The 24,332-nt window shown below is 66.5% G+C and carries 27 protein-coding genes; 10 read left to right on the forward strand and 17 right to left on the reverse strand.

What is annotated here, in order from left to right; all coding sequences use genetic code 11:
* Positions 1 to 85: 85 nt before the first annotated feature.
* The gene (locus GGC64_RS29230) at positions 86 to 289 is read right to left on the reverse strand and encodes a hypothetical protein (RefSeq protein WP_192726094.1); all 204 of its coding nucleotides are present in this window, start codon (positions 287 to 289) and stop codon (positions 86 to 88) included.
* A 340-nt stretch (positions 290 to 629) separates the two neighbouring features.
* Positions 630 to 911: a phage major capsid protein gene (locus GGC64_RS29235; protein WP_225952632.1), complete on the reverse strand. Its 282-nt coding sequence runs from the start codon at positions 909 to 911 to the stop codon at positions 630 to 632.
* A 199-nt stretch (positions 912 to 1,110) separates the two neighbouring features.
* On the opposite strand from GGC64_RS29235, the gene GGC64_RS29240 reads away from it, so the two are divergent.
* On the forward strand, positions 1,111 to 1,470 hold the full coding sequence (locus GGC64_RS29240) for a hypothetical protein (protein ID WP_192726096.1): 360 nt from the start codon (positions 1,111 to 1,113) through the stop codon (positions 1,468 to 1,470).
* A gap of 685 nt (positions 1,471 to 2,155) precedes the next feature.
* Positions 2,156 to 3,055, forward strand: coding sequence for a hypothetical protein (locus GGC64_RS29245; RefSeq protein WP_192726097.1), 900 nt, complete (start codon positions 2,156 to 2,158; stop codon positions 3,053 to 3,055).
* A gap of 64 nt (positions 3,056 to 3,119) precedes the next feature.
* Here GGC64_RS29245 and GGC64_RS29250 read toward each other — a convergent pair whose 3' ends face one another.
* Both GGC64_RS29250 and GGC64_RS29255 read right to left on the reverse strand, forming a co-directional pair.
* Positions 3,120 to 3,860 (reverse strand): potassium channel family protein, encoded by a 741-nt coding sequence (locus GGC64_RS29250; RefSeq protein WP_192726098.1) that lies wholly within the window; start codon positions 3,858 to 3,860, stop codon positions 3,120 to 3,122.
* A gap of 723 nt (positions 3,861 to 4,583) precedes the next feature.
* The gene (locus tag GGC64_RS29255) at positions 4,584 to 7,244 is read right to left on the reverse strand and encodes a DUF4236 domain-containing protein (protein WP_192726099.1); all 2,661 of its coding nucleotides are present in this window, start codon (positions 7,242 to 7,244) and stop codon (positions 4,584 to 4,586) included.
* Positions 7,245 to 7,721: 477 nt separating this feature from the next.
* Here GGC64_RS29255 and GGC64_RS29260 point away from each other — a divergent pair, with 477 nt between their 5' ends.
* Positions 7,722 to 8,036 carry a DUF732 domain-containing protein gene (locus GGC64_RS29260; protein WP_192726100.1) on the forward strand — a complete coding sequence of 105 codons (315 nt, stop codon included), beginning with the start codon at positions 7,722 to 7,724 and terminating at the stop codon, positions 8,034 to 8,036.
* Between the two features lie 342 nt (positions 8,037 to 8,378).
* Positions 8,379 to 8,846 (forward strand): hypothetical protein, encoded by a 468-nt coding sequence (locus GGC64_RS29265; RefSeq protein WP_192726101.1) that lies wholly within the window; start codon positions 8,379 to 8,381, stop codon positions 8,844 to 8,846.
* A 96-nt stretch (positions 8,847 to 8,942) separates the two neighbouring features.
* Here the strand turns inward: GGC64_RS29265 and GGC64_RS29270 are convergent, their stop codons facing one another.
* The 10 genes from GGC64_RS29270 to GGC64_RS29315 form a co-directional block, all read right to left on the reverse strand.
* Positions 8,943 to 9,254 (reverse strand): hypothetical protein, encoded by a 312-nt coding sequence (locus GGC64_RS29270; protein ID WP_192726102.1) that lies wholly within the window; start codon positions 9,252 to 9,254, stop codon positions 8,943 to 8,945.
* Positions 9,251 to 10,900, reverse strand: coding sequence for a hypothetical protein (locus GGC64_RS29275; protein ID WP_192726103.1), 1,650 nt, complete (start codon positions 10,898 to 10,900; stop codon positions 9,251 to 9,253). The genes GGC64_RS29270 and GGC64_RS29275 overlap by 4 nt, the downstream gene beginning before the upstream one ends.
* Complete coding sequence (locus GGC64_RS29280) at positions 10,897 to 11,211, reverse strand: hypothetical protein (RefSeq protein WP_192726104.1); 315 nt, start codon at positions 11,209 to 11,211, stop codon at positions 10,897 to 10,899. The genes GGC64_RS29275 and GGC64_RS29280 overlap by 4 nt, the downstream gene beginning before the upstream one ends.
* Positions 11,208 to 11,510: a type VII secretion target gene (locus GGC64_RS29285; RefSeq protein WP_192726105.1), complete on the reverse strand. Its 303-nt coding sequence runs from the start codon at positions 11,508 to 11,510 to the stop codon at positions 11,208 to 11,210. Before GGC64_RS29285 ends, GGC64_RS29280 begins: the two co-directional genes overlap by 4 nt.
* Before the next feature lie 41 nt (positions 11,511 to 11,551).
* Entirely contained in the window at positions 11,552 to 13,465 is a 1,914-nt protein-coding gene (locus GGC64_RS29290; protein WP_192726106.1) for a DUF4226 domain-containing protein, read from the reverse strand.
* Positions 13,462 to 13,623 (reverse strand): hypothetical protein, encoded by a 162-nt coding sequence (locus tag GGC64_RS29295; RefSeq protein WP_192726107.1) that lies wholly within the window; start codon positions 13,621 to 13,623, stop codon positions 13,462 to 13,464. Before GGC64_RS29295 ends, GGC64_RS29290 begins: the two co-directional genes overlap by 4 nt.
* A 62-nt stretch (positions 13,624 to 13,685) precedes the next feature.
* The gene (locus GGC64_RS29300) at positions 13,686 to 14,729 is read right to left on the reverse strand and encodes a C40 family peptidase (protein ID WP_370582395.1); all 1,044 of its coding nucleotides are present in this window, start codon (positions 14,727 to 14,729) and stop codon (positions 13,686 to 13,688) included.
* A gap of 178 nt (positions 14,730 to 14,907) precedes the next feature.
* Positions 14,908 to 15,426, reverse strand: coding sequence for a hypothetical protein (locus tag GGC64_RS29305; RefSeq protein ID WP_192726109.1), 519 nt, complete (start codon positions 15,424 to 15,426; stop codon positions 14,908 to 14,910).
* Positions 15,427 to 15,465: 39 nt separating this feature from the next.
* On the reverse strand, positions 15,466 to 16,539 hold the full coding sequence (locus GGC64_RS29310) for a hypothetical protein (protein WP_370582396.1): 1,074 nt from the start codon (positions 16,537 to 16,539) through the stop codon (positions 15,466 to 15,468).
* A gap of 93 nt (positions 16,540 to 16,632) precedes the next feature.
* Positions 16,633 to 17,349, reverse strand: a complete 717-nt coding sequence (locus GGC64_RS29315) for a helix-turn-helix transcriptional regulator (protein WP_192726110.1) — start codon at positions 17,347 to 17,349, stop codon at positions 16,633 to 16,635.
* Between the two features lie 217 nt (positions 17,350 to 17,566).
* Here GGC64_RS29315 and GGC64_RS29320 point away from each other — a divergent pair, with 217 nt between their 5' ends.
* A complete protein-coding gene (locus tag GGC64_RS29320) occupies positions 17,567 to 17,842 on the forward strand; it encodes a transcription factor WhiB (RefSeq protein ID WP_225952684.1) in 276 nt (91 codons plus the stop codon).
* Positions 17,843 to 18,268: 426 nt separating this feature from the next.
* Entirely contained in the window at positions 18,269 to 18,706 is a 438-nt protein-coding gene (locus tag GGC64_RS29325) for an STAS domain-containing protein (protein ID WP_192726111.1), read from the forward strand.
* Between the two features lie 148 nt (positions 18,707 to 18,854).
* Here the strand turns inward: GGC64_RS29325 and GGC64_RS29330 are convergent, their stop codons facing one another.
* Positions 18,855 to 19,103: a hypothetical protein gene (locus tag GGC64_RS29330; protein WP_192726112.1), complete on the reverse strand. Its 249-nt coding sequence runs from the start codon at positions 19,101 to 19,103 to the stop codon at positions 18,855 to 18,857.
* A gap of 264 nt (positions 19,104 to 19,367) precedes the next feature.
* On the opposite strand from GGC64_RS29330, the gene GGC64_RS29335 reads away from it, so the two are divergent.
* The gene (locus GGC64_RS29335) at positions 19,368 to 19,646 is read left to right on the forward strand and encodes a WhiB family transcriptional regulator (protein WP_192726113.1); all 279 of its coding nucleotides are present in this window, start codon (positions 19,368 to 19,370) and stop codon (positions 19,644 to 19,646) included.
* A gap of 44 nt (positions 19,647 to 19,690) precedes the next feature.
* Here GGC64_RS29335 and GGC64_RS29340 read toward each other — a convergent pair whose 3' ends face one another.
* Both GGC64_RS29340 and GGC64_RS34875 read right to left on the reverse strand, forming a co-directional pair.
* Positions 19,691 to 20,521, reverse strand: coding sequence for a hypothetical protein (locus GGC64_RS29340; RefSeq protein WP_192726114.1), 831 nt, complete (start codon positions 20,519 to 20,521; stop codon positions 19,691 to 19,693).
* Positions 20,518 to 22,854: a hypothetical protein gene (locus GGC64_RS34875; RefSeq protein WP_370582397.1), complete on the reverse strand. Its 2,337-nt coding sequence runs from the start codon at positions 22,852 to 22,854 to the stop codon at positions 20,518 to 20,520. The genes GGC64_RS29340 and GGC64_RS34875 overlap by 4 nt, the downstream gene beginning before the upstream one ends.
* A 161-nt stretch (positions 22,855 to 23,015) precedes the next feature.
* Between GGC64_RS34875 and GGC64_RS29350 the strand changes: the two genes are divergently transcribed.
* The 3 genes from GGC64_RS29350 to GGC64_RS29360 all read left to right on the forward strand — a co-directional run bounded on the left by GGC64_RS29350 (position 23,016) and on the right by GGC64_RS29360 (position 24,302).
* Positions 23,016 to 23,234, forward strand: a complete 219-nt coding sequence (locus GGC64_RS29350; protein WP_225952633.1) for a hypothetical protein — start codon at positions 23,016 to 23,018, stop codon at positions 23,232 to 23,234.
* A gap of 65 nt (positions 23,235 to 23,299) precedes the next feature.
* The gene (locus GGC64_RS29355; RefSeq protein ID WP_192726116.1) at positions 23,300 to 23,686 is read left to right on the forward strand and encodes a hypothetical protein; all 387 of its coding nucleotides are present in this window, start codon (positions 23,300 to 23,302) and stop codon (positions 23,684 to 23,686) included.
* Positions 23,687 to 23,723: 37 nt separating this feature from the next.
* Positions 23,724 to 24,302 carry a zeta toxin family protein gene (locus tag GGC64_RS29360; protein ID WP_192726117.1) on the forward strand — a complete coding sequence of 193 codons (579 nt, stop codon included), beginning with the start codon at positions 23,724 to 23,726 and terminating at the stop codon, positions 24,300 to 24,302.
* Positions 24,303 to 24,332: the final 30 nt, after the last annotated feature.

Genomic DNA, 24,332 nt, shown 5'->3' on the forward strand with positions numbered 1-24,332 from the left:
GCGACCTCGTAACCCGTAGTGGGTCCGAGCAGCTATCACCCCTTGGGGCTCCGCGACCTGCGCTTTCGGGGCATATGCCACCCGGTCAGCGCATCATTCCGCGCCAATGCTTCCACCGGCTGACGTCGTTGCGCAACGCGTCTCTGCGCGCCTCTCGTTTGCGAGTCTTCATCCACCGTCCTTGGTGCCATTCGATGTCCCACGGCCAGAGCCGCCGGTATACCACGTCCATGTACCGTCCTGCGGGCACGGCGTGGGCGTCGAGCGTGAGAGTTGGCCCCTTCCGCATTACTCGAAACTGGCATGTCGCGGCCTCATCCAACGGCACAAGAGGCGCGAAGTGGAACGCGTAAACGTCTAGCAATTGAACGCATGGACGCCGCGTCCGAGTCAAGTACGTTTGGTTCTCCCTCTTCGCAGCGAGATCGAATGGAGCCTTCACACGGTTCTGCCATACGGCCCAACCACCGAAGACCGTTGCAAGCGTGCCGCCGACAGCTCCGACTACCGCGATCGGATCGACTCCACTCACGCAGTACAGGATGCACAATTTCTCGGTCGAATCGTGGGAGCGCCCCGCGGCGGTGGGCACAATGCTAAAAGACCGTGCCGGCGCGGGACACTGGTCACTACGGCGTGGTCGCGATCTTCGCGATGGCAGCCGGATCGGTGAATCCCCAACTGACGCGGATGATGCCGCGTACCGCAGTCCTGTCGGAGCTGAAGGACGCCGAGGTATCTGTCGTCACCGAGGTATCCGAGCGCATGGCTACCACGACGCGGTTGCCCGGGATCGCCCAGATGATGTCGTCGCCAATCGTGGGCGACGTGATCAGGGGCACGCCTGGGACGGTGCGGCTCGCCGGCCAGTGGCTTCTGGGTTGTCGATTGCTCTGAAACGAGCTGCGCAAACCTTCTGGCGTCGGTCGTCATGGTATGCGAATCTATTTTTCTCCCGCCGGGCCGATAACGCAGACGTTAAAATCAGCAACTCTTCAGGCCAGCGTTTGATTTGATGAAACGCCTGCATGAGCGTAGGTACAGACTACTCTTGGCAAACATCACGGGGAGGCCTAAACCTGCCCCAAAGTCGAGGAACGGAGCATGCCGATGAACAACACCACCGTCAAAATCGCCGCGGTTTGTATCTGCGTTCCGCTCGTGACGTTCGGGGTCGCTGCTGCGCCCGGTGCGGTAGCCGCCCCGTGCGATGCGTCATGCGGCGTCGGCGGTGTCGCTGGAGGCACCGGTGCTCTCAAATCGAACGGCAAGGCCAACGGCGGGCAGTACGTCGGCCCCAGCGGCACGACCATATCCGGCACCATCAGGACGGATAATCAGGTAACTGCGGGTCATGAGAACTATCAAGACCCGACAGGCGCCACCGGCACAGCAAGCGGCAATTTCACCACGCTTCCTGGGCACGGCCATTGCACGGGTGTCGTCCTTGCCGCTGGCTTTTGCGGTTGACCCGCGGCAGGCGGCGGTCGTCCCACATATTTATGAAGTGCGTCCAGAGTGTGACCGGCCAATCGGTAAAGGCGCCCATTGCGCTTGAGATCGTTGCCGCCCCCGACCGCAGCCGGGGCGAAGCGATGCCCGTTTTGCGCTGTTCACGAGTGTGATGCTAGGCGCGTGACGAGCCGGTGAGCTTCTCGCTTTTATGCGTGCGTTGATCACTCGCGGCGTGCGAGCGATGTGCTAGCGGTACGGGGTGGTGGTGTGGCTTGCACAGTGCGCCCGTTGCTTTGACGCTCACCCAGCCTGACAGCCCTCAAAAGCCGTAGGAGGCGCCCCCTGGAGTTCATGCGCGTCCGCGCACCCAACGCCGGGGCTGAGGGACACATGCCGTGGCAGAACCGTGCGGCGCCCGCACGAGCTTTCTACACCGCCGCAACGGTGCAGGTGCTGCTCGCACCATTCGACTGCTACAACCGAAAGATACTCTGCCGTAAACGCTTCCGAGATCCGCGCGACAGTGACGGCGATAGCGGCACGAGACGTCGCACGGCCAGGCACCTTGCCTGCCGGCCAGGAAACCCTTCCACGTTTGGGGGGTGACTCTGGCCTGCCGGCGATTACGGCGCTACCTGCTTGGTCAGCATGATTGCTCTCGAAGGCGGCCATGAGGTCACCTCACAACGAGGGAGACATCATGGCGCTCAACATCACGAGGCGAAAATCCGTGAAGGACTTTGCGATAAAGGCTTCATTGGCGTTTGCCGGCTCGTCCGTGGCGATTGGTGCCTTCGCTGTGCTCCCGGGCGCGGCACCCGCGCATGCGGACTCCTGCTTTCAGTGGGCCTTCAATGGACGCACCGGTTTTCATGAGTCCAGCGGTTGGGAGATGTGGTTCAACTCGACCGGGACAACTGCCCAGGGTCGCGTGGACGGAATCGACCTGGGTACAGGTGGTTACCCGACATCACACGGCACCATCGAGCACGGTTCTGTCGTGGGTCACGGGGTCGATATCACGGTGCGCTGGGACAGCGGTACTGTCCAACGTTTCACCGGCACTGTGGTGGACGGCAAAGCGACCGGCAGCACTAATAACCCCGATTACCAGACCTGGTACCCGGTTGGGAATCCGCTAACGTGCATCGATCAGGAGCTACCGCCGGCAGCACCGCAGGCTCCTGCACAACAACCGGCTCCCCCTGACACCCAAACAGCCGCCGCCCGTTTGGGTGTCGCCGTCAACGGGCCGAAAACATTGCTGGCCGGCCAAAGCGGAACCTACACAGTGAGTGTCAGCAATTCGGGGGACGTCAATGCGCCCGTCGAACTGTTCATCAGCTTCAATGGTCAACTGCAGCAGGCGGGCTTCACCCCCTCCGGGGGCTTAGATTGCGACGTCCGCAACTATGGCGGCGGCAGCTCATCGGTGCACTGCACCACCGGACAATTGCCGGCGAAGGGTACGGCGAACATCGTGGTGCAGGGACGGGGATCGGCGCCGGGCGCAGCCACGTTGGGCGTGAACATCAACTCTTCTGACCCCGCAGCTCAGTTCGTGCAGAAGTCCCAACAATTGAACGTCACGATCACCTAGTGCATCCATCGTCGACCGTCGCGAAGCGACAGCCTTCGCAGCAAGCCCGCGCTGCGCGAACGACTTATGCGGAGCCAGCTGATGGCGGCATCATTCGCCTGACGTCCTCGGCGAGGCTGCGGACATCGGCACGAAGCTCGTCAATTTGAGCGGCTGTGGCTGCCTGCTTGGCAGTTTCGACTTCAGATACCCGCTGCACGATCCATGACGCGAGCGATGCCGTGACAACACCGACTAGGCTGATTCCGCCAAGCATCAGCAGGACAGCGATGACCCGTCCCGTGACTGTCACTGGGTAAAGATCGCCGTAGCCTACGGTCGTCACAGTCGTGATCGACCACCACACCGCCTTCCCGAATGAGGTGATGGTCGCCCCCGGCTGATCGCGTTCCTTATCCAGCACGGCCAACGAAGCCACATAGATCAACAGGACGATACCGGAGATGGTGTATGTGACGATACGGCCCCGCACCGCATCGCCGATCGCCTTCTGCAAAGCGCCGAGTAAGACCACGAGCCGTAGCAGCCGCAGCGGCCGCAGCAGCGGCAGGGCAACGATCGCGAGGTCGAAAAGGTGCCGGGAGAACCACCGCAATCGACTGTCTGTCAACCAAAGCCGAGCAAGGTAGTCGACGACGAATAAGCCCCACACTATCCACGTAACTGCCCACAACGCGCGCGCCGTATGACCATGCGGCTGCGCGAGTACCTGCACGGAGTAGATAGCGAGAAAGGCGAGTGCGGCTGCCGCAAGCGGCCATTCGGTTCGTCGCTCCCATCGGTCGAGCCGGTGTCCAGCATCCATACGCAATCCCAGGCCTTTCAAGATCTTCCAATTAAGCTGACCGACTGCAGTGCGACTTCTCGCGAAAGCTTCTAGTCAAGTTTTCGGGCCACCGGATTGAGCCCAAGTCGCACAAATGGCATGAGCATCGAGCTCCGCTGAACACCGTGCGGTGTCCGCATCGACTCACGGCTTTGTGACGTTGAGTTCGACTTGCTCGTATGGATGTACCGTGCAGCCCGCAGGCGGGTACATGCTGACGACGGTCCAGTTCGAAGCCTGCAGGACCATCTTGTATCTCGGGTTCGCGGAGGACATCGAGTTCCTCAAATCGAGGCTCTTCAACTGGTTTTCGGCGAGCTGAGCGTTAACGCCCACCAGGTCAGGCAAAGTGACGGAACGCTGTTGGAAAGTGCCTGCATCTCCGCCGGCGACAGTGGGGCAGGCGCCGGCGGCTGGTGGGGCCGCGACCCGCGGAGCTTGATAGGTGATTGGCGTACTTGGCCCGCTGCCGGTGGAACTGTCGTGGTGACTGCAGAGGCTGATGAACGGCGAGGCGATTAGCGCGATGAGAAAAAGCATTCCGCCGCCGCCTGATTTCCGCGAGCGTCGCCTGCGCCATGACGTGCCTGCCGAGAGCGGTCCGACGCCGACACCGACCCCACGCGTGGAGATTCCGCCTCGGACGCCAAAGGCTCCGCCTCCGATGCCTAATCGCATTCGTACTCCCTCGGGTTGATTTCGTCAGCCATACCAAGGCTCATACTCAGGATCGTGGTCGAGTTCCGCGCTCCGCCATGTCGGACGCCAGTAGGCGTCGGCCTCGGCTTCTCGTTCCCGGCGCGAAGCGTTGTATTCGTCGATTTGCCGTTGCCTCTCAAAGGCTTTCAGTTCCGCTTCGCGGATGGCCTCATCGAGCCTTACTGCTCCTTGAGCGGGACTGATGATGGGGACTCCCAGCTTGCGGGCGGTTGTGTGCCGGGAATCGGTTGTGTCAGGTGCTGCGCTGACCATCCATTTCACGGTCTTGGTGATGTTGACGGCCAGTTTCGCGCCGTAGGATTCGGCGCGCTCGCGCAGCTCGATGGCCTCGCTGTCGTCGCCGACGATCGCGATGCGTAGCCCTCGAAGGTATCGACCCTCGGGCGCTGGTTCGGGCTCGGCGCAATATTCGATGACCTGGTTGATGCGATCGGCAAGCTCGGGTAGCCCGAGCGAATCAGCCAGAAGGTACATTTCGCGGCGTCGGACCGGCGTCAATGTTGACCATTCGCAGTCCTTTTCACCGGCAAACGCGGCGTCCCACGCTTGCTGGTGGAGCTCGCGCAACTGGTTGCCCGTCAAACGGGTCAGCCGGGCCTGCGCCGTAAGCGTGCTGGCTTCCTCATAGGTCAGCCGGCCGTCCTCAACGGCTTCCGTAAGACATTCGTGGTATTTCGCGATTTCGACCGGATCGCCGGCCCGGGGATGCGGCGACTGCGGAAACGACTCCAGCAGCGCCGCGACCGAGGTCCGTGTCAGCGGAACGGGCCGACAGCTGATCGGGCACTGTTCGAACGCCGCGGGCACCGCAGCCGGGGGCTGCTGAGTCAGATGCAGCGGGACCGGAGAGGTGCGAAGCAACCACAGCAGCACGTCTCGGATGGCGCGTGCGTCACCGAGCGCGGTGTGTTTCTGCTCCTGCCACCCACCCGTCGCCGTTTTGTACATGGCGGTGAGGCTGAACGCGCGGCCGTCGAGCTGCCGGCGCGCGGTCTGCAACGTGCACACGCCGACGACGCGAGGCAAAGGTATCCCGGTGTGCTGTGCGGCGGCGGAGAGGAAACCGTCGGCGAAATCAAGGTTGTGTGCGACAAGTACGGTGCCGGTCATGAAGGACAACGCCTCGCGCAGGACCTGCTCAGTCCTGGGCGCCCCGAGCAGGTCAGCGTCCTCGATGCCATGAATCGCGCGGGCTTCTGCGCTGGAGCCCGGATTGTTGACCAGTGTGGCGAATTCGTCGACGACGGTGCCGTCCGCAGTGAACTTCACCAGACCGATCTCCACGATCCGATCGGTGTTCGGGTCCAGCCCGGTGGTCTCCACGTCGATCGCCGTGAACGTCGCGGCGCTGGCCGGGTATCGGGTCGGTCTTCGGGTCAGCAACGCTCGGATGAATCCCGGGTCCCGCCGCGGCGGCGACGGCACGGGTCGTGGCGGCATAGGGGTCATGGTCAGCGGGCTTGATATTGGCGGTTGCGGCGTCGGACCAGGATCAGATGCGGGATGCTTCGTTGGGGAGATTGGTTGTGCGGCAGGCGGAGTCGTTGCCTTCCCGCGTGCAGTTTGTGTGGAGTTGCGCGCCCAAGTTAATACCTTCGCCACTGGCGCTGCCGCGTCTCTCCGCGATACTTGCAGGTTCCACCGCAATCCCTGCGGGCTGGTGAAGTCCAGGGTTCCGTACAACATCACCGGGAGTATCCGATTGTTGGCGTACCGGCGATCCGGACCACCTTTGACATTGACGTACTGCCAGGTGTGGTCAACCTGAATCGCGTCGCCTGGCGGCGCAACGCTTTCGATGAACCGTGTCTCGCCGGCGCTCACGCCCAGGTGTGTGTAGCCGACGTCGCTGAAACGCTTGCCGTCGCGAACCAGAACACGATCGGGCAGGAAATACAACGCCGCGTTGCCCGCGGTAATCGATGGGACCGCGATATTGGTCGCTAGCTGTTTGGGTCCGCCGGTGCCTGCGACCGCTGCTATTCGACTGATGACACTGCTGGCACCTGAGTTCGTCTTGAACTGGTAGGTGGTCCTGACTGCTCCGGATTGCACCTCCCGCCACAACTTCTGCGAGCCGCACAGCCATTTCCATTGTTCGACAACGGAATTGAACCAGGCAGCTGGCTCATCATCCACGTCATAGAAGAGCACGACCTTAGCCCGGGCTTGATCCCAGAAGAACAGCCAGACGCAGATCGGCGCCAATACCGCCCACGCAACGAGTCCGAGCGGCATCCCGAAGAGCAGTCCGATCACAAACGCCACGCCCGCGGCTGCCCTGGCGACGGGAAACTTCGCCGCCGCGGCGTTGAGTTGCTCCACCACCTCGCCGCCCGCCGTTGGCTCCATCGTTACGACGGTGCTTCCGGTGACGTCCTCCATCACGATGCCGCTCGGCCGGTAGTCGGCAGGAGCCGGCACCGGCCGGGCGGCATGCGACGGTGCGGGCGAACGGCGACCGTGCTTGCCGCCCAGCGCGGCCCGGTAATACACGCCGTGGCGACCGATGTTGACATAGTTGCCCCGCGGTCCACTGCTGACCCGAAAACCGGGCACACCGGCGCTCACGCCGAGACCCGACTTGCTCAGATTGAACCGGAACGGCCCAGCTTTGATGCTCTTGCGTACGTAAAAACCCATAGATCCCCACAGCGACCGGCAGCAAACATGTGCCGCCCCGAGACGGTATCGCAGTCTGTGCGCTATTGGCCTCCATTCCGACGAATTCACAGCCAAAGTCGTCGTTCGGCGCAAAGCTGATCGCCGCAGGGTGGCTTGCTCCAGCACACATCCTCGCCTGTCGGAGGTGTGCACCCGAAACTCCGAAATGAGGTGACTTCTCGCCCAGCCCTCAGAGTCCACACTTGCATCGCCGCGTCCGCATCGATGGACAGTTCGCCCTCGTCCGATTATGGAGGGCGCCAACCGCTGGCACGGTGTCCGCCGCGATGAGATCGGCGCTGTTGAGAATGGCCGTCTCAGTCGAGCTATCACGGACTGCGCTGCGCTTAGAGGACCGGCATGACTCCTTGAACAGGCCACTACTTTCCGAAACTGCTTCGGCCCGCAAGCAAACAGACCTACACTCGCACGCACAACGAATGGGGAGGAACTCGAATGCGAGCGAGGGTCGTCATTTCGGCTATCGGTGCTGCTCTATCCGCTGCCGCCATCTGTGTCGCCCCGGCTTCTGCTGACCCGGACGGCGACTATCTTGGCGCGCTCGGCAACACGCCAGGAGTCATCGGCGGCCCGGTCAACAACGGCATCTACGTCGCGGCAGGCCATCACGCGTGTGACATCCTCCGTGGCGGCGGTACCCATGACGACGCAGTCAACCAATTGACTGTTCCCATCTACGTGCAGTCATGGCTAGCCCAAGCAATGGTCGACGCCGCGCAGAGCGCGCTGTGCCCCGACACAAAGCACTGACGCCCGGTGCCGTCCTCGGAGCTCCGGGCACGGTGAGGCGCGGCGATGACCGCAAACCCCAAGGCTCGGTGACCTACAAGCCGGGGATAACCTCGTTGCGGTGTGGCGCCGACCGCCGCGACGAAGAGTTCCGACTCAGGAGCTTTCCCCCTTAAGGCCCTGGGGCACAATAGAAGTGAAGCTATTCGCGAGTGACCCAGGAAGGCGCCCAGCCGCCACCGTAATGATTGGCCTCACCAGCCGCGAAGAAGCGCCAGCGCGGGGTGTGAACCCACCGTGGTGCGAGGTGATACACCGAGAATTGCTCGTTCGCGACTACCCTCTTGCGGAGAGGAGGGCACGGTGCAAAACATCATCGCCTTTGCCGCATTGCTTGTGTCGCTGGTGACTGCAGCCGCCACCTGGTGGATGTCGCGGGTCAAGGCAAAGAGGGCACATGTGAGCGCAGAATTCCACTGGTTGCGTGAATACGCCTACATCACGCTGCCGTCCGGGGAGGAGAGTCGCGTGGGCTATCACTTGGTGTTGACCAACGATGGGCCGCATTGCGCGACGAATGTCAATGTCAAGGTATATCCCGGTGGCCGCGCCTCAGATTGGAAAGAACTCGTCCTCACCGACGTAACGCCGGACGAGCTTCCGTTGAGTGTGCTCGACAGCGGCGGCCGATATCCCATTCCGTGGGCTTTGGGCAAAGATGGCATGGAGTGCAGGAATATGCGTCGGTTCGAAATTGAGTTGGAGTGGTATGACGGCCACGGTAAACAAACTCGTCGGATCCCACTTCGGAAGGGCAATTTCCATAGTTAGTGCTTGGTCGCCAAGCGGCTTTGGGTTCTGAGTGTGACTCTCCACTTCGGTACGGTGGTCCCCCGCATTCAAACCCACAGCCCCAATCCCCAACCCTCAGAACAACTCCGCCCGCATCTGATCCACCCCGTCCTCTCCGGCCGCGATCAGCCGGTTGAGCCGGGCTTCGAGTTCGAGGTTGGTCATCACGTGCCCGATCGCGTCGGCGATCTTTAAGTCCAGCAGCCGCCCATCGAATCCCAAGGCGAACGAGATGTACCCGTCGGGGTCCTCCACGGTGGCCCGTAGTCCGTCCAGATCGGCGAGCAGCTTGTCGAGGCGGGCGAGGGTGGCCGCGGATTCCTCCTGGCTGAACTTGACCTTCTCCGCATCGTCCATGTCCTCGAAGCCCGACGCGTCCAGACTCACGTCGGCTCCTCAGGGGGCCGGGTGACAATGCGCCGCCGCACCACTTTTTCGGCTTTGCCCGGCGGGTCGTCGTCCTCATCGGGGCCTCCAGAAGACCCTCCCCGAGTCGCAGCGGCTGCGGCGGCCAGCCGGTTGGTGTCGACGCGCCCGGTGACGTCCTCGGTGTGCGGAATATCGCGCCCCGCAATCTTTTTCGGCCGACCCGCCTCTCCTTTGTCGCCGCCGCCCTGACCGCCAGCACCGCCGAGGCCGCCCATCCCACCCATCGGCATGCCCATCGGCATCCCCGACGCACCGCCTTGGGCGGGCCCGAGCGCCGACGGCGGCCCGGATGCCCCGGCGGGCTCCACCGCCGGTGTGGACGGTGCACCCGTGGTCGGGGCCACGGACAACGGCCCCGCTCCCCCGGCCGGGCTGACACCCGCGCCGCCTCCACCGGCGCCACCACCCGAACCGCCTGCGCCATCACCCATTTCGGGCATGACCGGCAGTTCACCGGAGGCATCCAGCTTCGGCTCCCCCACCCCTTTCATCGCCTGGGTGGCCTGCTGGGCTGCCTGAGATGCGGCCTGCATCAACTCTTCTGGCGCCTTGGTCACCGCGCCCAGCAGGCCGCCGGCCATGCCGCCGACCGCGCCGAGCACAGTGGGAATCATCTGCGCCATCTGCCCGGCCATCTGACCGGACTGATCCGCCGACCCCGCCGCAGCCGGATCCTTCCCCGAGCCTGCGCCCCCGGCACCCGCGCCCGCCGCGTCGCCGGGCTGCGCGCCACCCGGGTCGCCGGGATCCGAGGCGCTCGTCGCGGCGTCGGTGTTCGCGTGGAAGTCGCCGTAGCCGGTCGTCACCCGGGTGTTCAGCTGGGTCTTGGTGGCCACCGCCTGGGCAAGCGCGGCCGAGTGCCGGCCGCCCGATGCGACGTTGTTGGCCTGCATGATTCGCACGTTCTGGTCGGCGACGGCCAGCTGCTGCGGCGACGGGATCGCCTGGCGGGCGGCGACCTGATTCTCGGCATACGCGCTCGCCTGAGTCACCAGGGTGCGCGCCCGCTCGGCGTAGGTGTCCAACCCGTCGGCGAAGGCCAGCAGGTGAGCGCTCACCGCCGGCGTGGACACCTGCGCGTCCAGCGTGTCGGGTAGCTGACCGACCGTCGCGCGGATCGTGTCGGCGCCGTCGTGCGCGGAGGCCGCCACCTGCGACCACGCCGAGGTGAACATCTCGCCCGCCGACGGGTCACCGGCGTGCGCGGCCGCCGAAATCGCCTCGGGCGGACCAGTCATCGGCGGCGGCATCGGCAACCGCACATCCGGGGGCACCGGCGGCGCCGGTGGCGCCCACACTCCTGGCGCCGGCGGCCCGGACGCGCGGCCACCGGTCAGCGCCAGCAGCGCCTTGTTGAACTCGTCCATCGCCACGAACGCCGCCGCCGTCCCAGTCAGCGCCTCGACGGTGCCGATCAGCGCGGCCACATGCGCGGCCAGCCCCGCGCCCAGCTCACCGCCCGCGGCGCTCAACCGTGCCGCCGCACCCACCGAAGCCACATCCGCCGCCAACGGCGGGTGCGGAACTTCGGCGCCGCCGACGGCGATGACCGCGTCGAGGAGTCGCTGCGCGGCAGCCACCAGACCGGGCGCGTCGATCTTCACCGCAGGCTCCTCAACCGCGCCCGGGCTTGCTCGAGGTCGGCGGGCGTCGGCATCCAGCTGATCCCGTCGGCGGGTGCGCCGCGCTGCTCGAACTCGGCGCGCAACGCGACCTGGCCCTCGAGGTAGGCGACGTCGGCGCAGGCCTGGATGGCGGCGGCGATCTCGCTGCCCGGCCGGCGCATCACCGGCGGCTCCAACTGCACCCCCAGCACCCGGCCGCTGCCCAGCACCCGCACCCACACCGTCTCATCGGGGGTGTGGGCGGAGTACTCCCGCTCGGCGGCGGGCACGGCGGCCGGGTCGTCGGTCACAGGTTCCGCAGGGTCGCCGCGTTCTCGTCGTCCATGTTGAGGAAGGTATGAACGGCGCGGTGCAGCTCGTCGCTGGCGGCGCGGTGGCGCGCGCTGTGCTCGGCCAGGGCGGTGTCGCGTTCGGCCAGCAGGTCACCGACGGCCGCTTTCACCTGGTGCATGATCGGACCATAGCTGCCCACGGCGGCCGCGATGTCGGCGCCGGCCTCGCGGGCCTCGTCGATGACGCGGGCCACGTCCTCGTGGTTGGCGGCGACCTCGCGCAGCACGGTGGGGTCGATGCGGATCGGTTCGGTCATCTCCAGGTTCCTTTCCGTTGCAACTAATTGTGCGCCTCTCGCTAACCGGCCGGGACCGCTGATGCGGCGTCGGCGAGCGCATCGGGGGCCGGGGGCGGCGGAGCCGTCGGCGGCGGCGGGGCGGGTTGGGGACGTCCGGAGGTGGCGGTGGGATCGATCCAGCCTAGGAAGTCGGGGCTCGACGCCACCGAGCCCAGGGGCACGACTTGCCCGTTGGCAAGCGCCTTCACCGAGCTCAGCGCCACCACATAGTGGTCTTTGAAGATGCCGACGTCGCCGCACGCCAGCTGGCTGGGATCAACGGGGTCGGTCACCGGTGTTCCCGGCGGCGGCAGCGCCAGGTTGTTCTTGCTGTAGGCGGCATCCACGGTGTCCCCGCCGAGGTAGGCCGTCACGGCTTGGGCCGCCGCCGGGGTGCGGGCGTTGGCGCTGGACCCGTCGGGCAGCCGCACCGTGTCCGTCGGTGGCGCAGGCGGCGCGGGAGCTGCCAGCGGGGCAGGCGGGCCAGCGGGCGGCGCGGCGTCCGCATTGCTCGCACCCTTGTCCACCGGGTCGGTTTTCTCGGCGGTATCGCGAGCGTCGTTGTGGTCCTTGGGTTCTGGGGTGTCGTCGGTTTTCTCCACGGTGTCTGGGAAGCGATCACTACGGTGGTCGCCGGCTTGGGAAGCCAGCCCGGCCAGTGGGGCGATCGCGCCCGCCAGGCCGCCGAGCCCGTCCAGCGGTGTGCCCGGTGCCCCGCCCAGGCCGCCGAGGGCACCGGGCAGCGCGCCCAGCGACGACAACGGGTCGGCACCCAGCCCGGTGTCCAGGGGGAGGCCGCCGAGCACATCGGACAACGACGGGTCGGGCATCGGCTCGGCGGAGCCCAGTCCGGCGTCCACCGGCTCCGCCTCCGGTGGCGTCGGCGCGACGGGTGGGGTTGGCGGAGTTGAGGATTCGGTCGTTCCGGCACCGGTGTCGTCGGCCGCGTACAGCTTTGAGAGCGCCTGCGTGGTCTTGGCCTGGTCGTCGGCGGTCAGGCTGCCCGAGGTCACCAGGTCGTTGATCGCGCCGACCTGACTGTGCAGGAACGTCAGAAACGACCGCTCACCGGCGGGGGTGTCGATCGACATCGCCGGGTTGTTGACCGCGTCGATGATCTTGGTTTGGATCTCGCCCAGTCGCCGCTGTCCGGCCGCGCTAGCCGCGTGCGCGCTGAGCAGCACCTCCGACAGTTTTTCCTCGGCCTCGCTGATCGACGAATAGTTCTTCTTGAGCTCGTCGTGCAGTTTGCCGACGGCGTCGGCGGCCTTGCCGGACTGCTGTTCGTCGGTGGCCAGACCCGGATCCGGTGTCGGCGAGGCGCTGCCCTTGGTGTACTGGTCCTCGGTGATCGGGCGACCGTCCTTGTCGAAAAACGACTTCCTACCGTCGGGCCCCAGCGTGTAGTAGGCGCCGTCGGCGTTCTTCGGGGTCAGCACCCCCGTCGCGGGATCGGTGTGAAAACCGTTGTTGCTACTGGGAATTCCGCTCAGTTGTGGTGCGATCTGCTGGCCGCGGGCGTCGATCGGGGCGTAGCCCGAGCCGACCTTGCGATAGCCGGCCGGGGTGATCGGCGGGCCCGCCGTGCCGTCCGGGCCGACGAGAGCGACTGTGCCGTCGTCGTTTTGGGCCCAGTTCTGCTTGGTCGACGAGTCGTGGTAGACGACCGTGGCGTCTGAGGGCAGCGGGGTCTGATCGCCGAACACGAGGTGGCGCTGCTGGCCGGCGTTGTCGGTGTCGTAGTGGATGTTGGGGTCACCGTAGGTGTGGCGCGCGTTGTACAGCACCGCCACCCAGTAGGGATCGTCCTGGCCGATGTAGCGGGTGGGGTCCGACGGCATCGCCCACCCCGGTTGGGCAAGGCCGTGGGTGCCGCGGGTGGAATCCCAGACGTCCCAGTGGGTCTGGCCGTCGAAGTGCTTCGCTCTGCTCATCGGCAGAAGTGTCCGCGACCCAGATCGTCTTCGAGGTCTCGGCGGGGTGTGAACACCGGTGGATCAGCGGGCGCGGTGTCGCCGCCAAACAGCTTGTGCGCACGAGTGACAACGTTGAGCACGCGGTCGATTTCGCGTTCCATTCTGGGGTTCACCACGGTCCTTTCCTGCGCTGGGTTCTAGCCTAAGGCCGCCGCCGGACGGCTCGGTGCGCGAATTTTCACGCCTCGACCGCCGCCGGCACGGGCCTGCGGGCGATGAAGCGGGCCGGCATCGGGGCGATCCTGACGACGTCGCCCGTCGTCGGCGCATGGACGACCTGCGTGCCGGAGATGGCTAGCTGCACGTGGCCCGGCCCGGAGCGGCCACCTTCACCGAAGGCGTCCAGCGGGAAGATCAGGTCCCCGGCGCGCACCTGGTCGGGCGTGACTGGCACGCCTTGGGCGATCTGGCTGTAGGTGTCGCCGCCGAGGCTCACCCCGGCTTGGCGCCACGCCCACTGGGTCAGTCCCGAGCAGTCAAATGTGCTGGGCCCCTTGGCACCCCACACGTAGGGTCGGCCCAGTCGGCTCAACGCCGCCTTGGCGGCAGCGTCACCTGGGCCGCCGGGGATGTCCGCGGCCCGGTGCTCGGCCCGCGACGCCAGCATGGTGCGCGGTCTGCCCCCGCCGGCCAGCGGCATCCCTGTGCCGCCACCACCCAACCCACCCCCGCCCCCAAACGGTGTGCCGCCCAACGGCATCCCGCCGCCCCCCGCCGCGCGTCGACGGCCGTACGCCAGCACACGCACGACGGCCGCCAACCGCGCGTCGCGGGCCCGTTGGGCTTCGATGATGCGCTGTTGCTGTGCGACGCGGGCGCGCAGCGCGGTCACCAGGGCGCGCTGGCCCGCGGGCGTGCCGGACACCGGTGACAGCACGGCGGTGTCGCCGGCGGCCCCGGTGCGCACGGCACCGGAGTCCGCGCGCCCCGACTGATCCGAATCCATCGCCGCTTGCAGTTGGCCGCCGAGCGCCTCATCGGTGCCGGCCACGCCGAACAGCGTCGGACCCGCTGCGGCTGCGAACCGGCGGTAACGCGACGCCAGATCTCCCGAAAGGCCGCCGACACGAGCGTGACCCGTGCGCACCAAGTCGCCCGCGGTCGCCAACCCCGCACCGGCATCTAAGGTCGCAGCACGCCCCTCCGGCGTCGGATCGCCGAATAATGCGTGCGCCCGGTCCAGCACGTCACCCACTTGCGCAACCAACGCGGCGATCGACACACACCAAGTATCAAGCTGCCAACACCCGCCCCCGGACACAAATTTTGGCTGGCGGCAACGTAAGCCTGGACATGTGCTGGCGTGCCAGATGCTGTCAGCGACCAAGTTGGCCTATCGACGACATGCCCAACGATGGCGGGTCACGAGCTCCTCGGCCGACGACAAGGCAGGTGCGCGACTATTCGCGGTCGTCATCACTGGGTGAGATGGGACCGGTCGACGAAAAGACTTTATTGAAAGCATCTGACAGATCCACGGTTTCAACGGCCGGGTCAGCCTTGAACCGTGCGGTTAGCACGATCTCTCGTCCGTTGACGTGGGGCTGGTGGCGGACCATCCTCTCGACGTCGGCGCGCAACACCCGGTAACCGGTCGCCGAGGTAAACCCCTGGTCGAACTCGACAGCCAAGACCGAATCATAATGAGCGCCGCGGATTACGCCGAGCTTGTTGCGAGACGGCCTCGACTTCCACAAAGCCTTCATCTGGATCAGCTCGCCGTCATCGGTCTCGAGGTCGTAACCGGTTGTTGACGAGGTCGCCAGCGTGCCCCCGTAATGTTGCCGCGCGATGGCCTCGGCCAGCTCTCCGACCACGCTGTTGGTGCGAGTCAGCCCTCGACGTTGTAGCTCGGCCGCAACGCCCGACCATACGGCCAGCAGATCGCGAACGCTCATGTCCGCCAAGTCAATCGACATGAGGTGAGTTTATTGAGTCACTTACGCGAGAGGCGAGTTTTATTCGCCGTCGGTGATGCTGCGGTACATCTGCTCGGCGTGCCCGTGTTGACTCATGATTTCGGTGAGGTATTCGTGGCGACCGCGGCTGTAGGCCGCGTGTGCTGATGGGTCACCGGGACGCTGTTGCAGCCAGAAGATCGACTTCCAGATGTCGGCAGAAGAGGGGCCGCCGTGGCGGTCAAGGCGGTCGAAGAACGCGGCGATCGCCAGGTTGGGATTGTCCCTGCCGGCGTAGCTAGAGTCCTGCTGAAAAATATTTCGCCACAATCCATTCGGACTGACAGCTTTCGGGTTGAGTCCGCTTTCCTGCATCGCACACGACAGGATCGCGATTGTCTGCTGTGGCGAGTATCCGCGCCGCCATGCCTCATGGATGATGGCCGCGGCCACTTCCCGCGGACTGGAGTCAGGGGTGAGTGCCCCCAGCGGGATGCCCACCGCTTTCTCCGCGCCGCTCAAACTGTTGGCGATCAACAAGTTTGGCGTTAAGTGCTCCAACCCCGACGCCATCTGGATTCCCCGCATGCCGGCGTCACCGAGCGACGTGTCGCCCACGCCGAGAGCGCCACCTGCACTGCAGGGCCGGTAGGCCAACGACCGCAGCATCGCCGCCAGCCGGGCATCGCGAATCGCATAGGCGTTGATGACACGTTGCTGCTGGGCGATGCGAGCGCGCAGCGCCGCGACGAGGGTGCGCTGGGCCGCCGGTGTGCCGGATACCGGTGCCAGGGCGGCGATGTCTGCGCCCGCGCCGGTGAGCACGGTCCCGGAGCGGGCGCGCCCCGACCGGTCAGCAGCGGCCGCGGACTGCACCCTTCGGGCCAGCGCGGTGTCGGCGCCCGCGGCGGCGTCGAGCGCCGCATCCGCGTCTTCGGCGAAGTCGCCGTAGCTGCCTGCCAAGGCGCCCGACAGCGGCGCCGCGCGGATTCGGCTGGTACTCACCACGTCCCGTGCGGCGGCCCACCCTGGACTCAGCGCCTCAGCCCGACCGTCGAGCACCGGATCGCCGAACAGCGCGTGTCCCCGGCGCAGCACCTGATTCACCCGGGCGGCCAACGCAGCGATCGACACACACCCAGTATCAAGGTCCCCGGGTGCGGCGCCTTACACGAATTCCCGTCGGGCACAGCTTCAGTCGCAGCCGGCCGACCCGTCGCCGCGCGATCAGGCCCGGTTGAGGCTGTCGATCAGCGCCTCGATCTTCTGCGCGTCGGCGCGGCTCACACCCTGTTCGCTCTCCGCCGCGCTGATCACCTCCGGCGCCAGGTCGGCGATCCCCGCCGTCTCGGCCACACTCAGCGCCGCCCGGTTGCGCGCCACATACAGCCGCTGACCGAGGGTGGCGTCGGGCGATGCCGCGGACCGGGCCATCAGGTCGTCATAGCGGGTGCGCACCAGCCGCAGTGCCTTGATGACCTCGGGGGCGCCCTGGCTGCTGCGCACCGCGCGCGCCGTGATCGCCTCGAGCTTGCGCAGATCAGCCAGCACCGCCTGTGCGCGGGGTGCGAACGCCGGGTCGCCGTCGCTGGGCAGGGCGTCGATCGCGGCGACGACATTGCCCATCGCCAGCAGCACCGCGTCGGTGACAAGGGTCGCCGACTCAGACCCGGCGTGAGCCGCAGCAGAATCAGTGCTTGCGTTCGCCGCGACACCGTCACGCAGCTTCGCCAACGTGCCCGGCGGCCAGCGCGCGACCTGCTCGAGCTTGGCCCTGGTTTTCTCCCGAGGCCAGGCTCTTCCCTTTTCAAAGGCGACCAGGGCCGGCTGCCCCATGATCTTCAGCCCGGCGATATCACGTTGTGTCAGACCTAATTCCACGCGGCGGTCAGCAAAAGCCGACCCCGCGCGAAGCACGCTGGGATCGACCGCACTGTCTGCCATCGCGCCAGTCTATCGGCATGACGACGCCGTCAACCCGCACCAGATGTGTTGCCTGGGTGATTCGGCGCTTTCCTTCAGTGCAGAAAACGATACCCACATTCGATTCTGTTCTATCAGGTGATGATTCTGTTCATCGCTTGTGTTGATTCTGTTTGCGCGCTACGGTTGGTTGCATCGCGAGGCGAGCAGCGCTGTGGGAGGAGTGATCGTGACCGTGATGTTCGACAGCCCCGTGACGGTGACTGTGACGCCGTGCATGGCAGACCCGGACCGCTGGGACGTCGGTGGTGACGATCCCGAACTCAAAGCGCTGTGCCGAGGCTGCCCACGGCGGTTTCTGTGCGCCAAGGACGCATTGCAATCCCCTGGCATCGAGGGGATGGTCGCCGGAGTGCACATCCCTGCTGAAGGCAGAGGACGCACCTTCGCACTGCGCCAACTGCAATCGCTGGCAGCCTACGGCGGCTACGGCTGCCAACCCGAGATCCCGTGACGAACGGGCTCCACACGACATCGAAAGTCGCTTGCAGCCGTCGGGCTGCGCCTGTGCTCTACGCCAGCACATCCGGCCAGCGGTAGCCACACGCGGCCGCCCGAATGGCCGTCCGCGCTCTGACATTGAAGTGATCAACCACCCTGTGTAGCAACGCTTTCACGAGCATCACAATTGCGGCCTCCGCGTGCAGATAGCACGTGGCGGCCGCACCGACACCGCAAACGTCGGAACCCTAGTCGATTAAGGGCCGGCACCCGACGAGACACCGGCCAGGTGGTTGTCTAGCCACGAAATTCGCATTACCCTCGGTATCGGTTGAGCTCCCAGCCAGCCAGACGCGCCGGGCGCACCCCATCGGGATCGCCACTGCGACGCCGTCCGAGCTGCACAACAAATCCGCGCACGAGACGAGCTGGGGGGACCATGCCATCTGTTGGTACCACCGCCACCCATCGCAAGACCATTGCTGACACCCGCGGGTGCGGGCGCGCCAGGTTTGAGACGCGCCGGCTATCGGCCAGCCGGCTGGCGATCGCGGTGACCGGGGAGGTCGACGCGGTCAACGCCCGCCAGTTGGGCCGCTACGTCGAGGCCCACACCGGGATTTCGCGGCAGCTGGTGCTGGATCTGCGTGCCGTCGAGTTCTTCGGTAGCCAAGGCTTCACCGCGCTCTATTACGTCAGCGTGCACTGCGCGCGCGCCGATGTGGACTGGATCATTCTTGGCAGCCCGTCGGTGCGGCGACTGCTGTCGATCTGCGACCCCGACGGCGAACTGCCGCTCGCCGACGATTTGTCCGGCGGGCTGGCCCGCCTGGATCGTCTGGCGCAATGTGGTCAGCACGTGATGGGGACCAGATAGCGGCGAATCACCGCGTGCCGCAACCTATTTGCCCGGCATTGTCATCGACGGGCGTGTTAGATATTGTGGCCGCGACGTTGCTCGAGCAGCGGGCAGGGTCGGTGACATCTGGTTCGCACGACCAGGAGCCGCGGCCGATGAGGCGGCATCAACCGTGCACCGCCACAGCGACAGCAGACTGTGGCGGTGCCGCGCGCAGATCGGGCCACCGCGCCAGTCCGGATACCCAGCCTCTTAACCCTTCGCGATCGGCATAGATCTTGTCCGGGTCGACGCCGTAGGCCCTGGGCGCCGCGGCGACGACCGGGGCCAAGACCGGCGGCGCGCAACGCGAACCGCTTCGCCGCCGCCCGAACAAGCGGAGTCCGCGGCACACGTTCGACGGTGGCGTCGCCACTCATCCCCCGCGCCGTCCCGGTACAGCGCTAAACGATAGCGGATCGCTTTCATATTGCTATCGTATGTGATGGTCAATTCCTGACCGCATGTCTGCCGCAGTGCCGTTTAAATCGCCCTTACCTGGCCGTTTCGTCCGAGCGACCCCCCATCGCCTCGACCTCGTCGCGCTCCGCTTGCGCTATCGCAGCGCTATTATTACTCTCGATTTAACGATAGCAATACGATAGCGCCATCGCGGCGTCCTCGACCTTCAGGGACGGCAATGAACGCAGCACGCGGCACCGCTCACGGCGGCCCGGCCGACCTCCCGTGGCCGTGCGCAGCCGACCCCGACCGGTGGTTGGAGGCCGGTGACGACCCCGAACTCAAGGCGTTGTGCCGCGCCTGCCCGCGTCGCTTCCCGTGCGCCAAGGATGCACTGAACACGCCTGCCGCCGTGGGCATGTGGTCGGCGGTGTACCTGCCGCCCGACGGCCGGGCCCGCCAGTTCGCGCTGCGCCAGCTGCGCTCACTGGTCGCGCACGCCGAAGCCACCGGATGACCCCCGCCCGAACCGATGGCCGACGACCCACGGCGCGAGCTCCGCTACTGTGCGCTGCCCGCCGGCCAGCCGGGAAACGCCGGCAGGGTGGGGTAGTCCGACCGCGGGTGCACTCCGGCGGACAGGAACAGCCGATGCTCGCGGGTGTCGGGCGCCTTCGCCTGGCACTCGTTGGTGTCGTCGACCATCGTCGGCCACTGCGGCGGCGGCCCGTGGAGGTAGGCCGCGGCCGCCATCTCCTCGTTGATTTTCCAGCCGCCGAACACGTCGTCAACCGGCGCCGGTGCCGGCCCTTTCTGCGGCGGCAGCGATGCTGACCCAGGCGGTGGCGGGGTCAACGCGAGCCGGAATACGCCGACGGTATCGGTGGGTCGTCGGTTGGGATCGTCGGTTCCATACCTTCCGTCGCCGAGATCGTCGGCGACGCCGTAGAACCAACCGCAGTACACCGCAACCAGATTGGCGCCCGAGGGCTCGATGCGCAGGATGTGGTAGCGGTCGGTGCCGACCAGCGGGTGAATATTGGCCCGAGGGTTGTGGGGATAGTGCGGGGCCGGCGGCGGGGTGCCCGGCGGGGGCAGCACGTGCGCGTAGCCCGGGTACAGGAAGTCCTCGCTGCCCCCGAACGTCACACCCGTGCCCGATTCCTGGAAGGCGCGCACCACCACCGCCGGCCCGGTCAGCAGATCGACGCCGGGCTCAGCGCTCCACACCACCCGCACCTGCGCCATCGTTCCGGTCCAGGGTCCGCTCGGCGGTGGCGGCGGCGCCGGCTGCTGCCCGGGAGTCCCCGAATGACAGGCCGCCACAAGGGCAACCGCGCAACATGCGGCCACCGTGCGCGCCAGGCGGCGCCGCCGCTGACCGCACGTCACTTGTGACCCGCTTTCCACGGCTGCGGGTCTTTGATCACGTTGTTGTAGTCGCCGGTGACATGGGTGTCGATCAGTCCGGCGTTGTCGGCGCCGACGAACGGCGCCAGCGCGTTGTGCAGGAAGTCGCGGTAATCCTCCGGACCATGCCACTGCATGTGCTCCCTGACGGGTTGGGGAAGCTGGTCCCAGCCGGCCACCTCCCACCCCCTGCTGGGATCGGCGGGATCCACCGGCCGCAAGAAGGTGTCGGGAGTGAACCCGTCGATCGGGTGGGTGGCCACGATCCCGGTCAGCGCCTCGCGGTAGGGCGCCTCCCCAGGCATGTCAGGCATCACCGTCGAGGCGCCGACTTTCGGCTCCGGGCCAAGGATGACGTCTTTGAGCGCGGTGCCCGCGACGTCGGTGGCCAGTCCGCCGGCCGGCCCACCCACCACGCCGGCGCCGGTGCCCGCGAACTTTGTCGCATATTCGTAGGCCGATTTCTTCAGGTTGTAGGCGTCGATCGCCTGTTCGGCGGCGTTGATGTGATTGGCGTCCACCGCGTTGTGGGTGCCGATGTCCATCAGCGCCTGCAGCTTGGCGGCCCGGGCGAGGTCGGCGGTGTTCGACGCCATCGACGGGTCGGCGGCCACCATCTGGGCGTAGTGCTGCTGGTTGGCGGCGATGTCGCCAATGACCGCACCGTTGAACACATTTGACGCGTCCTTGTCGGTGGACAGCACCGAGAACACCCCCTTGGCGATCGGCAGCGTCGACTGGTCGATGTCGTGGGCGGTGTCGGGCGGATAGAAGTTCTCCAGCCCCGGCACGTTCTCCTCCCCGGCGATCGCCGGGGCGTAGGGCGCCAGACCCTGAGCGAAACCCTGTGTCAGCGCCGGGTTGAGCTGCCCGAGAGTCTGATGGCCCGGCAGGTCCAGCAGCGGCCCGGCGTTCTCGCCAAGGTATTTCGAGTACGCGTCGGCGGTCTGGCCCGCCATCACCGCCTCCGGACCGGTGGTCTGGTTGGTCCAGCTGAACAGCCCAGCCGCGGCCTGGCCGTGGTCGTCCCACGGGTGATGGGTGACCGCATCGAGGAACTGACTGGTGGTCATGTCCGGCAGGTACTCGCTGTTGCTGGAGCCGGTGATGATGCCGCGGTCGACCATGTGGTCGCGGCCCGCGCCGGAGAAGATGGTCTTGATCGTGTCGTCGGCGCTGTGGTCTCCGCCCGACATCCCGGGCCAACCACGGTTGCCCTCTTCGCCGGCCAGCATTTCCGCGCCGCGGCCCATCAGCGCGTTGTCGATGTCGCTGTCGTGCTGCAGCGCCGGGCTGCCCTGCTTGACGATGCCGCCGATGACGCCCAGGGCGTCCTTGTTCGGGAAGTCGTTCATCGCCAACCCCGAGTTCGGATCGATCTTCATCACCGCGCCCGGCTGCGTCAGCGGTCCCTGCATGCTGCGCGGCAACTGGGTCAGCCCGCCGGTGGCTCGGCTGGTGGAGTCCTCGGTGGCGCCCACCTTCAGCGGGGTTTTCGGGAACGAGACGTTGCGGTTGCTCATCAGCTGCCAGGAGTCGCCGATCAGCCGGCTGTCCGGGCCCAGCCTGTCCTGCGCGCGCTTGAGGTCCTGCAGCGACATTCCGTTCTGCTGGGCCTGCAGCTGAGAGAGCACCGAGGCCTGCTCGGGGGTCAGCGGGGCCTTGCCGGCCAGCTGCTCGGGGGTGACGCTTTCCAGCACCCCCTGCACCCGGTTGGCGGCGTTCTTGTCGCCGCCCAGCGCGTCGTGGACGTCGTGTTCGGCCTGTTCAGGTGTCTCGACGCCGTGGCTGGCCAGCTCGTCGTCGAGCGCCTGGGCCGACTCGTCGCCGGCGGCGGTCTTGATCGCCTCGGCCAGCTCCTCATCGGCGACACTGGCACGGGCATGCAGCGCCTGGATGCGGCGCTCGAGCTCGGCGATCTCGTTGTGCAGCCGCACCCGCGAGTCACGGTCGGCGGGCTCGACGTAGCTGAACGTCTCGGTCTCCGGATCGATCGTGATGCCGTGGCCGGCGGCCTCGGCCTTGATCGCCTCCCAGTCGGCCTTGATGGCGCGCACTTGTGTTTCGGCGGCGCTGGCGGCGCGCCCGACAGCCTCGGCGTCGGCGGCGTGATTGTTGAGATCCTGACGGATCCGATCGTGGGCGCCCATCGCGGCATCGTGGGCGGCGCCGTCCCACGGCACCGCGCGCATCACGTCGCCGAAATTGTCAGCCGCCGCGCGGGTGCCCTGCGCACGCGAAATGCACGCCTGAAACACCGTGTGGATGTCGTCGGGATTCCAGCGTTCGATGTCAGCCAGCGTTAGCCCAGACACCCCTCACCTCTTGTTCGCCTTTTCAAAGAGAATCTACCGGCCGCCCAACGATGCTCCCGACGGCAATTTGTGCCCCGCGGCGAGCTGACTGGTTTGCCCGTGGGGCGACTCGTGGTCTGGTTGACTGATTCGCCATGGGGGCTTTGAGGGGCGGGAACGATATGTCGGACAACGGGATTGCCGTCGGGACGGCGGTGCGGGTGTATCCGGACACCGACCGGGAACGGCTCGGAACTGTCGTTGAGGACTTCGGTGAAAGCGCGGGGCAACCGGTCGACGTGGGTGGGCACACCATCGCCGGCGCCGCGCGGCGCTGGGGTGTGCAGCTCGGCGACGGCGACCTGTTGTTCGTCGACAGCGCCGATCTCGCGCTCGGCTGACCGGACCCCCCTCGCGTAGCATTCTGCTACACTCGTTACATATTGCTACACGAGGAGGAGGAGTGGTGGCCGAAACCGCCGACCGGGTGACCCGCTTCGCCGCCGACCTGCTCGACGCGGCGGCCGCCGAAGGCGCGCGCCAGAGCCGCTCGGCCAAACAACAGCTCGACCACTGGGCCCGGGTGGGCCGGGCGGTCTCGGCCGGGCAGACCGCGGCGCGCCGGCGAGTGGAGGCCGCGCTGGCCGGCGACCTCGAGCTGGCAGAGCTGAGCGAGGAGGAGGGCGTGGTGTTCAACGCCGAGATCTCCGCATCGATCGAGGAGCAACTGAGCGCAGGCGACTACGGCCGGGTGCTGGCCGGGCGCGGTGTCACCACCGTCGCCCTCAACGACAACGGCGAGATCGTCGAGCACCGCCCCGACGGCACCTCGGCCGTGGTGACCGGCCGGTGAACCCGGCCCCAAGGAAGATCAACGCCGCACCCACGCCGTGAACCGGCTCGACCTCGTCGCCGGACCCAACGGCGCCGGTAAGTCGACCTTCGTCGAACTGACCCTGGCGCCGATGCTGAAAGGCAGCGTGTTCGTCAACGCCGACGAGATCGCCAAAGCGCGCTGGCCTGACGACCCATCGGCCCACGCCTATGAGGCGGCGCTGATCGCCGCCGAGACCCGCGAGAAGCTGATCGAGCTGGGCCGCTCGTTCATCGCCGAGACGGTGTTCTCCCATCCGTCCAAGCTGGAGCTCATCGACACCGCCCAAGCCGCCGGGTACACGGTCGCGCTGCATGCACTGCTGATCCCCGAGGAGCTGGCGGTGGCCCGCGTGGACTACCGGGTGCGTGCCGGCGGACACCCGGTGGCGCAGAATAAAATTCGCGAACGCTACCACCGGCTCTGGCCGCTGGTCGCCGAGGCGATCACCCGCTGCGAACAAGCCACCGTCTACGACAACAGCGCCATCAAAGGGCCACGGATCGTGGCACAGTTCAACCGCGGCTTCGTCGTCGGCTCTCCCACGTGGCCGACCTGGACACCGCCGGCGTTGCAATCGCGTTGGCCCGACTGACAATCCGACGCTGCGGCGGCCGTCTGAACG

Source organism: Mycobacterium sp. OAS707 (genome assembly GCF_014873705.1).
GTDB lineage: Bacteria > Actinomycetota > Actinomycetes > Mycobacteriales > Mycobacteriaceae > Mycobacterium.

Coding starts and splice junctions, on each gene's coding strand:
- GGC64_RS29230 (WP_192726094.1), bottom strand. CDS start 289: ATGCGGAAGGGGCCAACTCTCACGCTCGACGCCCACGCCGTGCCCGCA.
- GGC64_RS29240 (WP_192726096.1), top strand. CDS start 1,111: ATGAACAACACCACCGTCAAAATCGCCGCGGTTTGTATCTGCGTTCCG.
- GGC64_RS29245 (WP_192726097.1), top strand. CDS start 2,156: ATGGCGCTCAACATCACGAGGCGAAAATCCGTGAAGGACTTTGCGATA.
- GGC64_RS29250 (WP_192726098.1), bottom strand. CDS start 3,860: ATGGATGCTGGACACCGGCTCGACCGATGGGAGCGACGAACCGAATGG.
- GGC64_RS29255 (WP_192726099.1), bottom strand. CDS start 7,244: ATGGGTTTTTACGTACGCAAGAGCATCAAAGCTGGGCCGTTCCGGTTC.
- GGC64_RS29260 (WP_192726100.1), top strand. CDS start 7,722: ATGCGAGCGAGGGTCGTCATTTCGGCTATCGGTGCTGCTCTATCCGCT.
- GGC64_RS29285 (WP_192726105.1), bottom strand. CDS start 11,510: ATGACCGAACCGATCCGCATCGACCCCACCGTGCTGCGCGAGGTCGCC.
- GGC64_RS29290 (WP_192726106.1), bottom strand. CDS start 13,465: ATGAGCAGAGCGAAGCACTTCGACGGCCAGACCCACTGGGACGTCTGG.
- GGC64_RS29305 (WP_192726109.1), bottom strand. CDS start 15,426: ATGTCGATTGACTTGGCGGACATGAGCGTTCGCGATCTGCTGGCCGTA.
- GGC64_RS29315 (WP_192726110.1), bottom strand. CDS start 17,349: ATGGCAGACAGTGCGGTCGATCCCAGCGTGCTTCGCGCGGGGTCGGCT.
- GGC64_RS29320 (WP_225952684.1), top strand. CDS start 17,567: ATGTTCGACAGCCCCGTGACGGTGACTGTGACGCCGTGCATGGCAGAC.
- GGC64_RS29325 (WP_192726111.1), top strand. CDS start 18,269: ATGCCATCTGTTGGTACCACCGCCACCCATCGCAAGACCATTGCTGAC.
- GGC64_RS29335 (WP_192726113.1), top strand. CDS start 19,368: ATGAACGCAGCACGCGGCACCGCTCACGGCGGCCCGGCCGACCTCCCG.
- GGC64_RS29350 (WP_225952633.1), top strand. CDS start 23,016: ATGTCGGACAACGGGATTGCCGTCGGGACGGCGGTGCGGGTGTATCCG.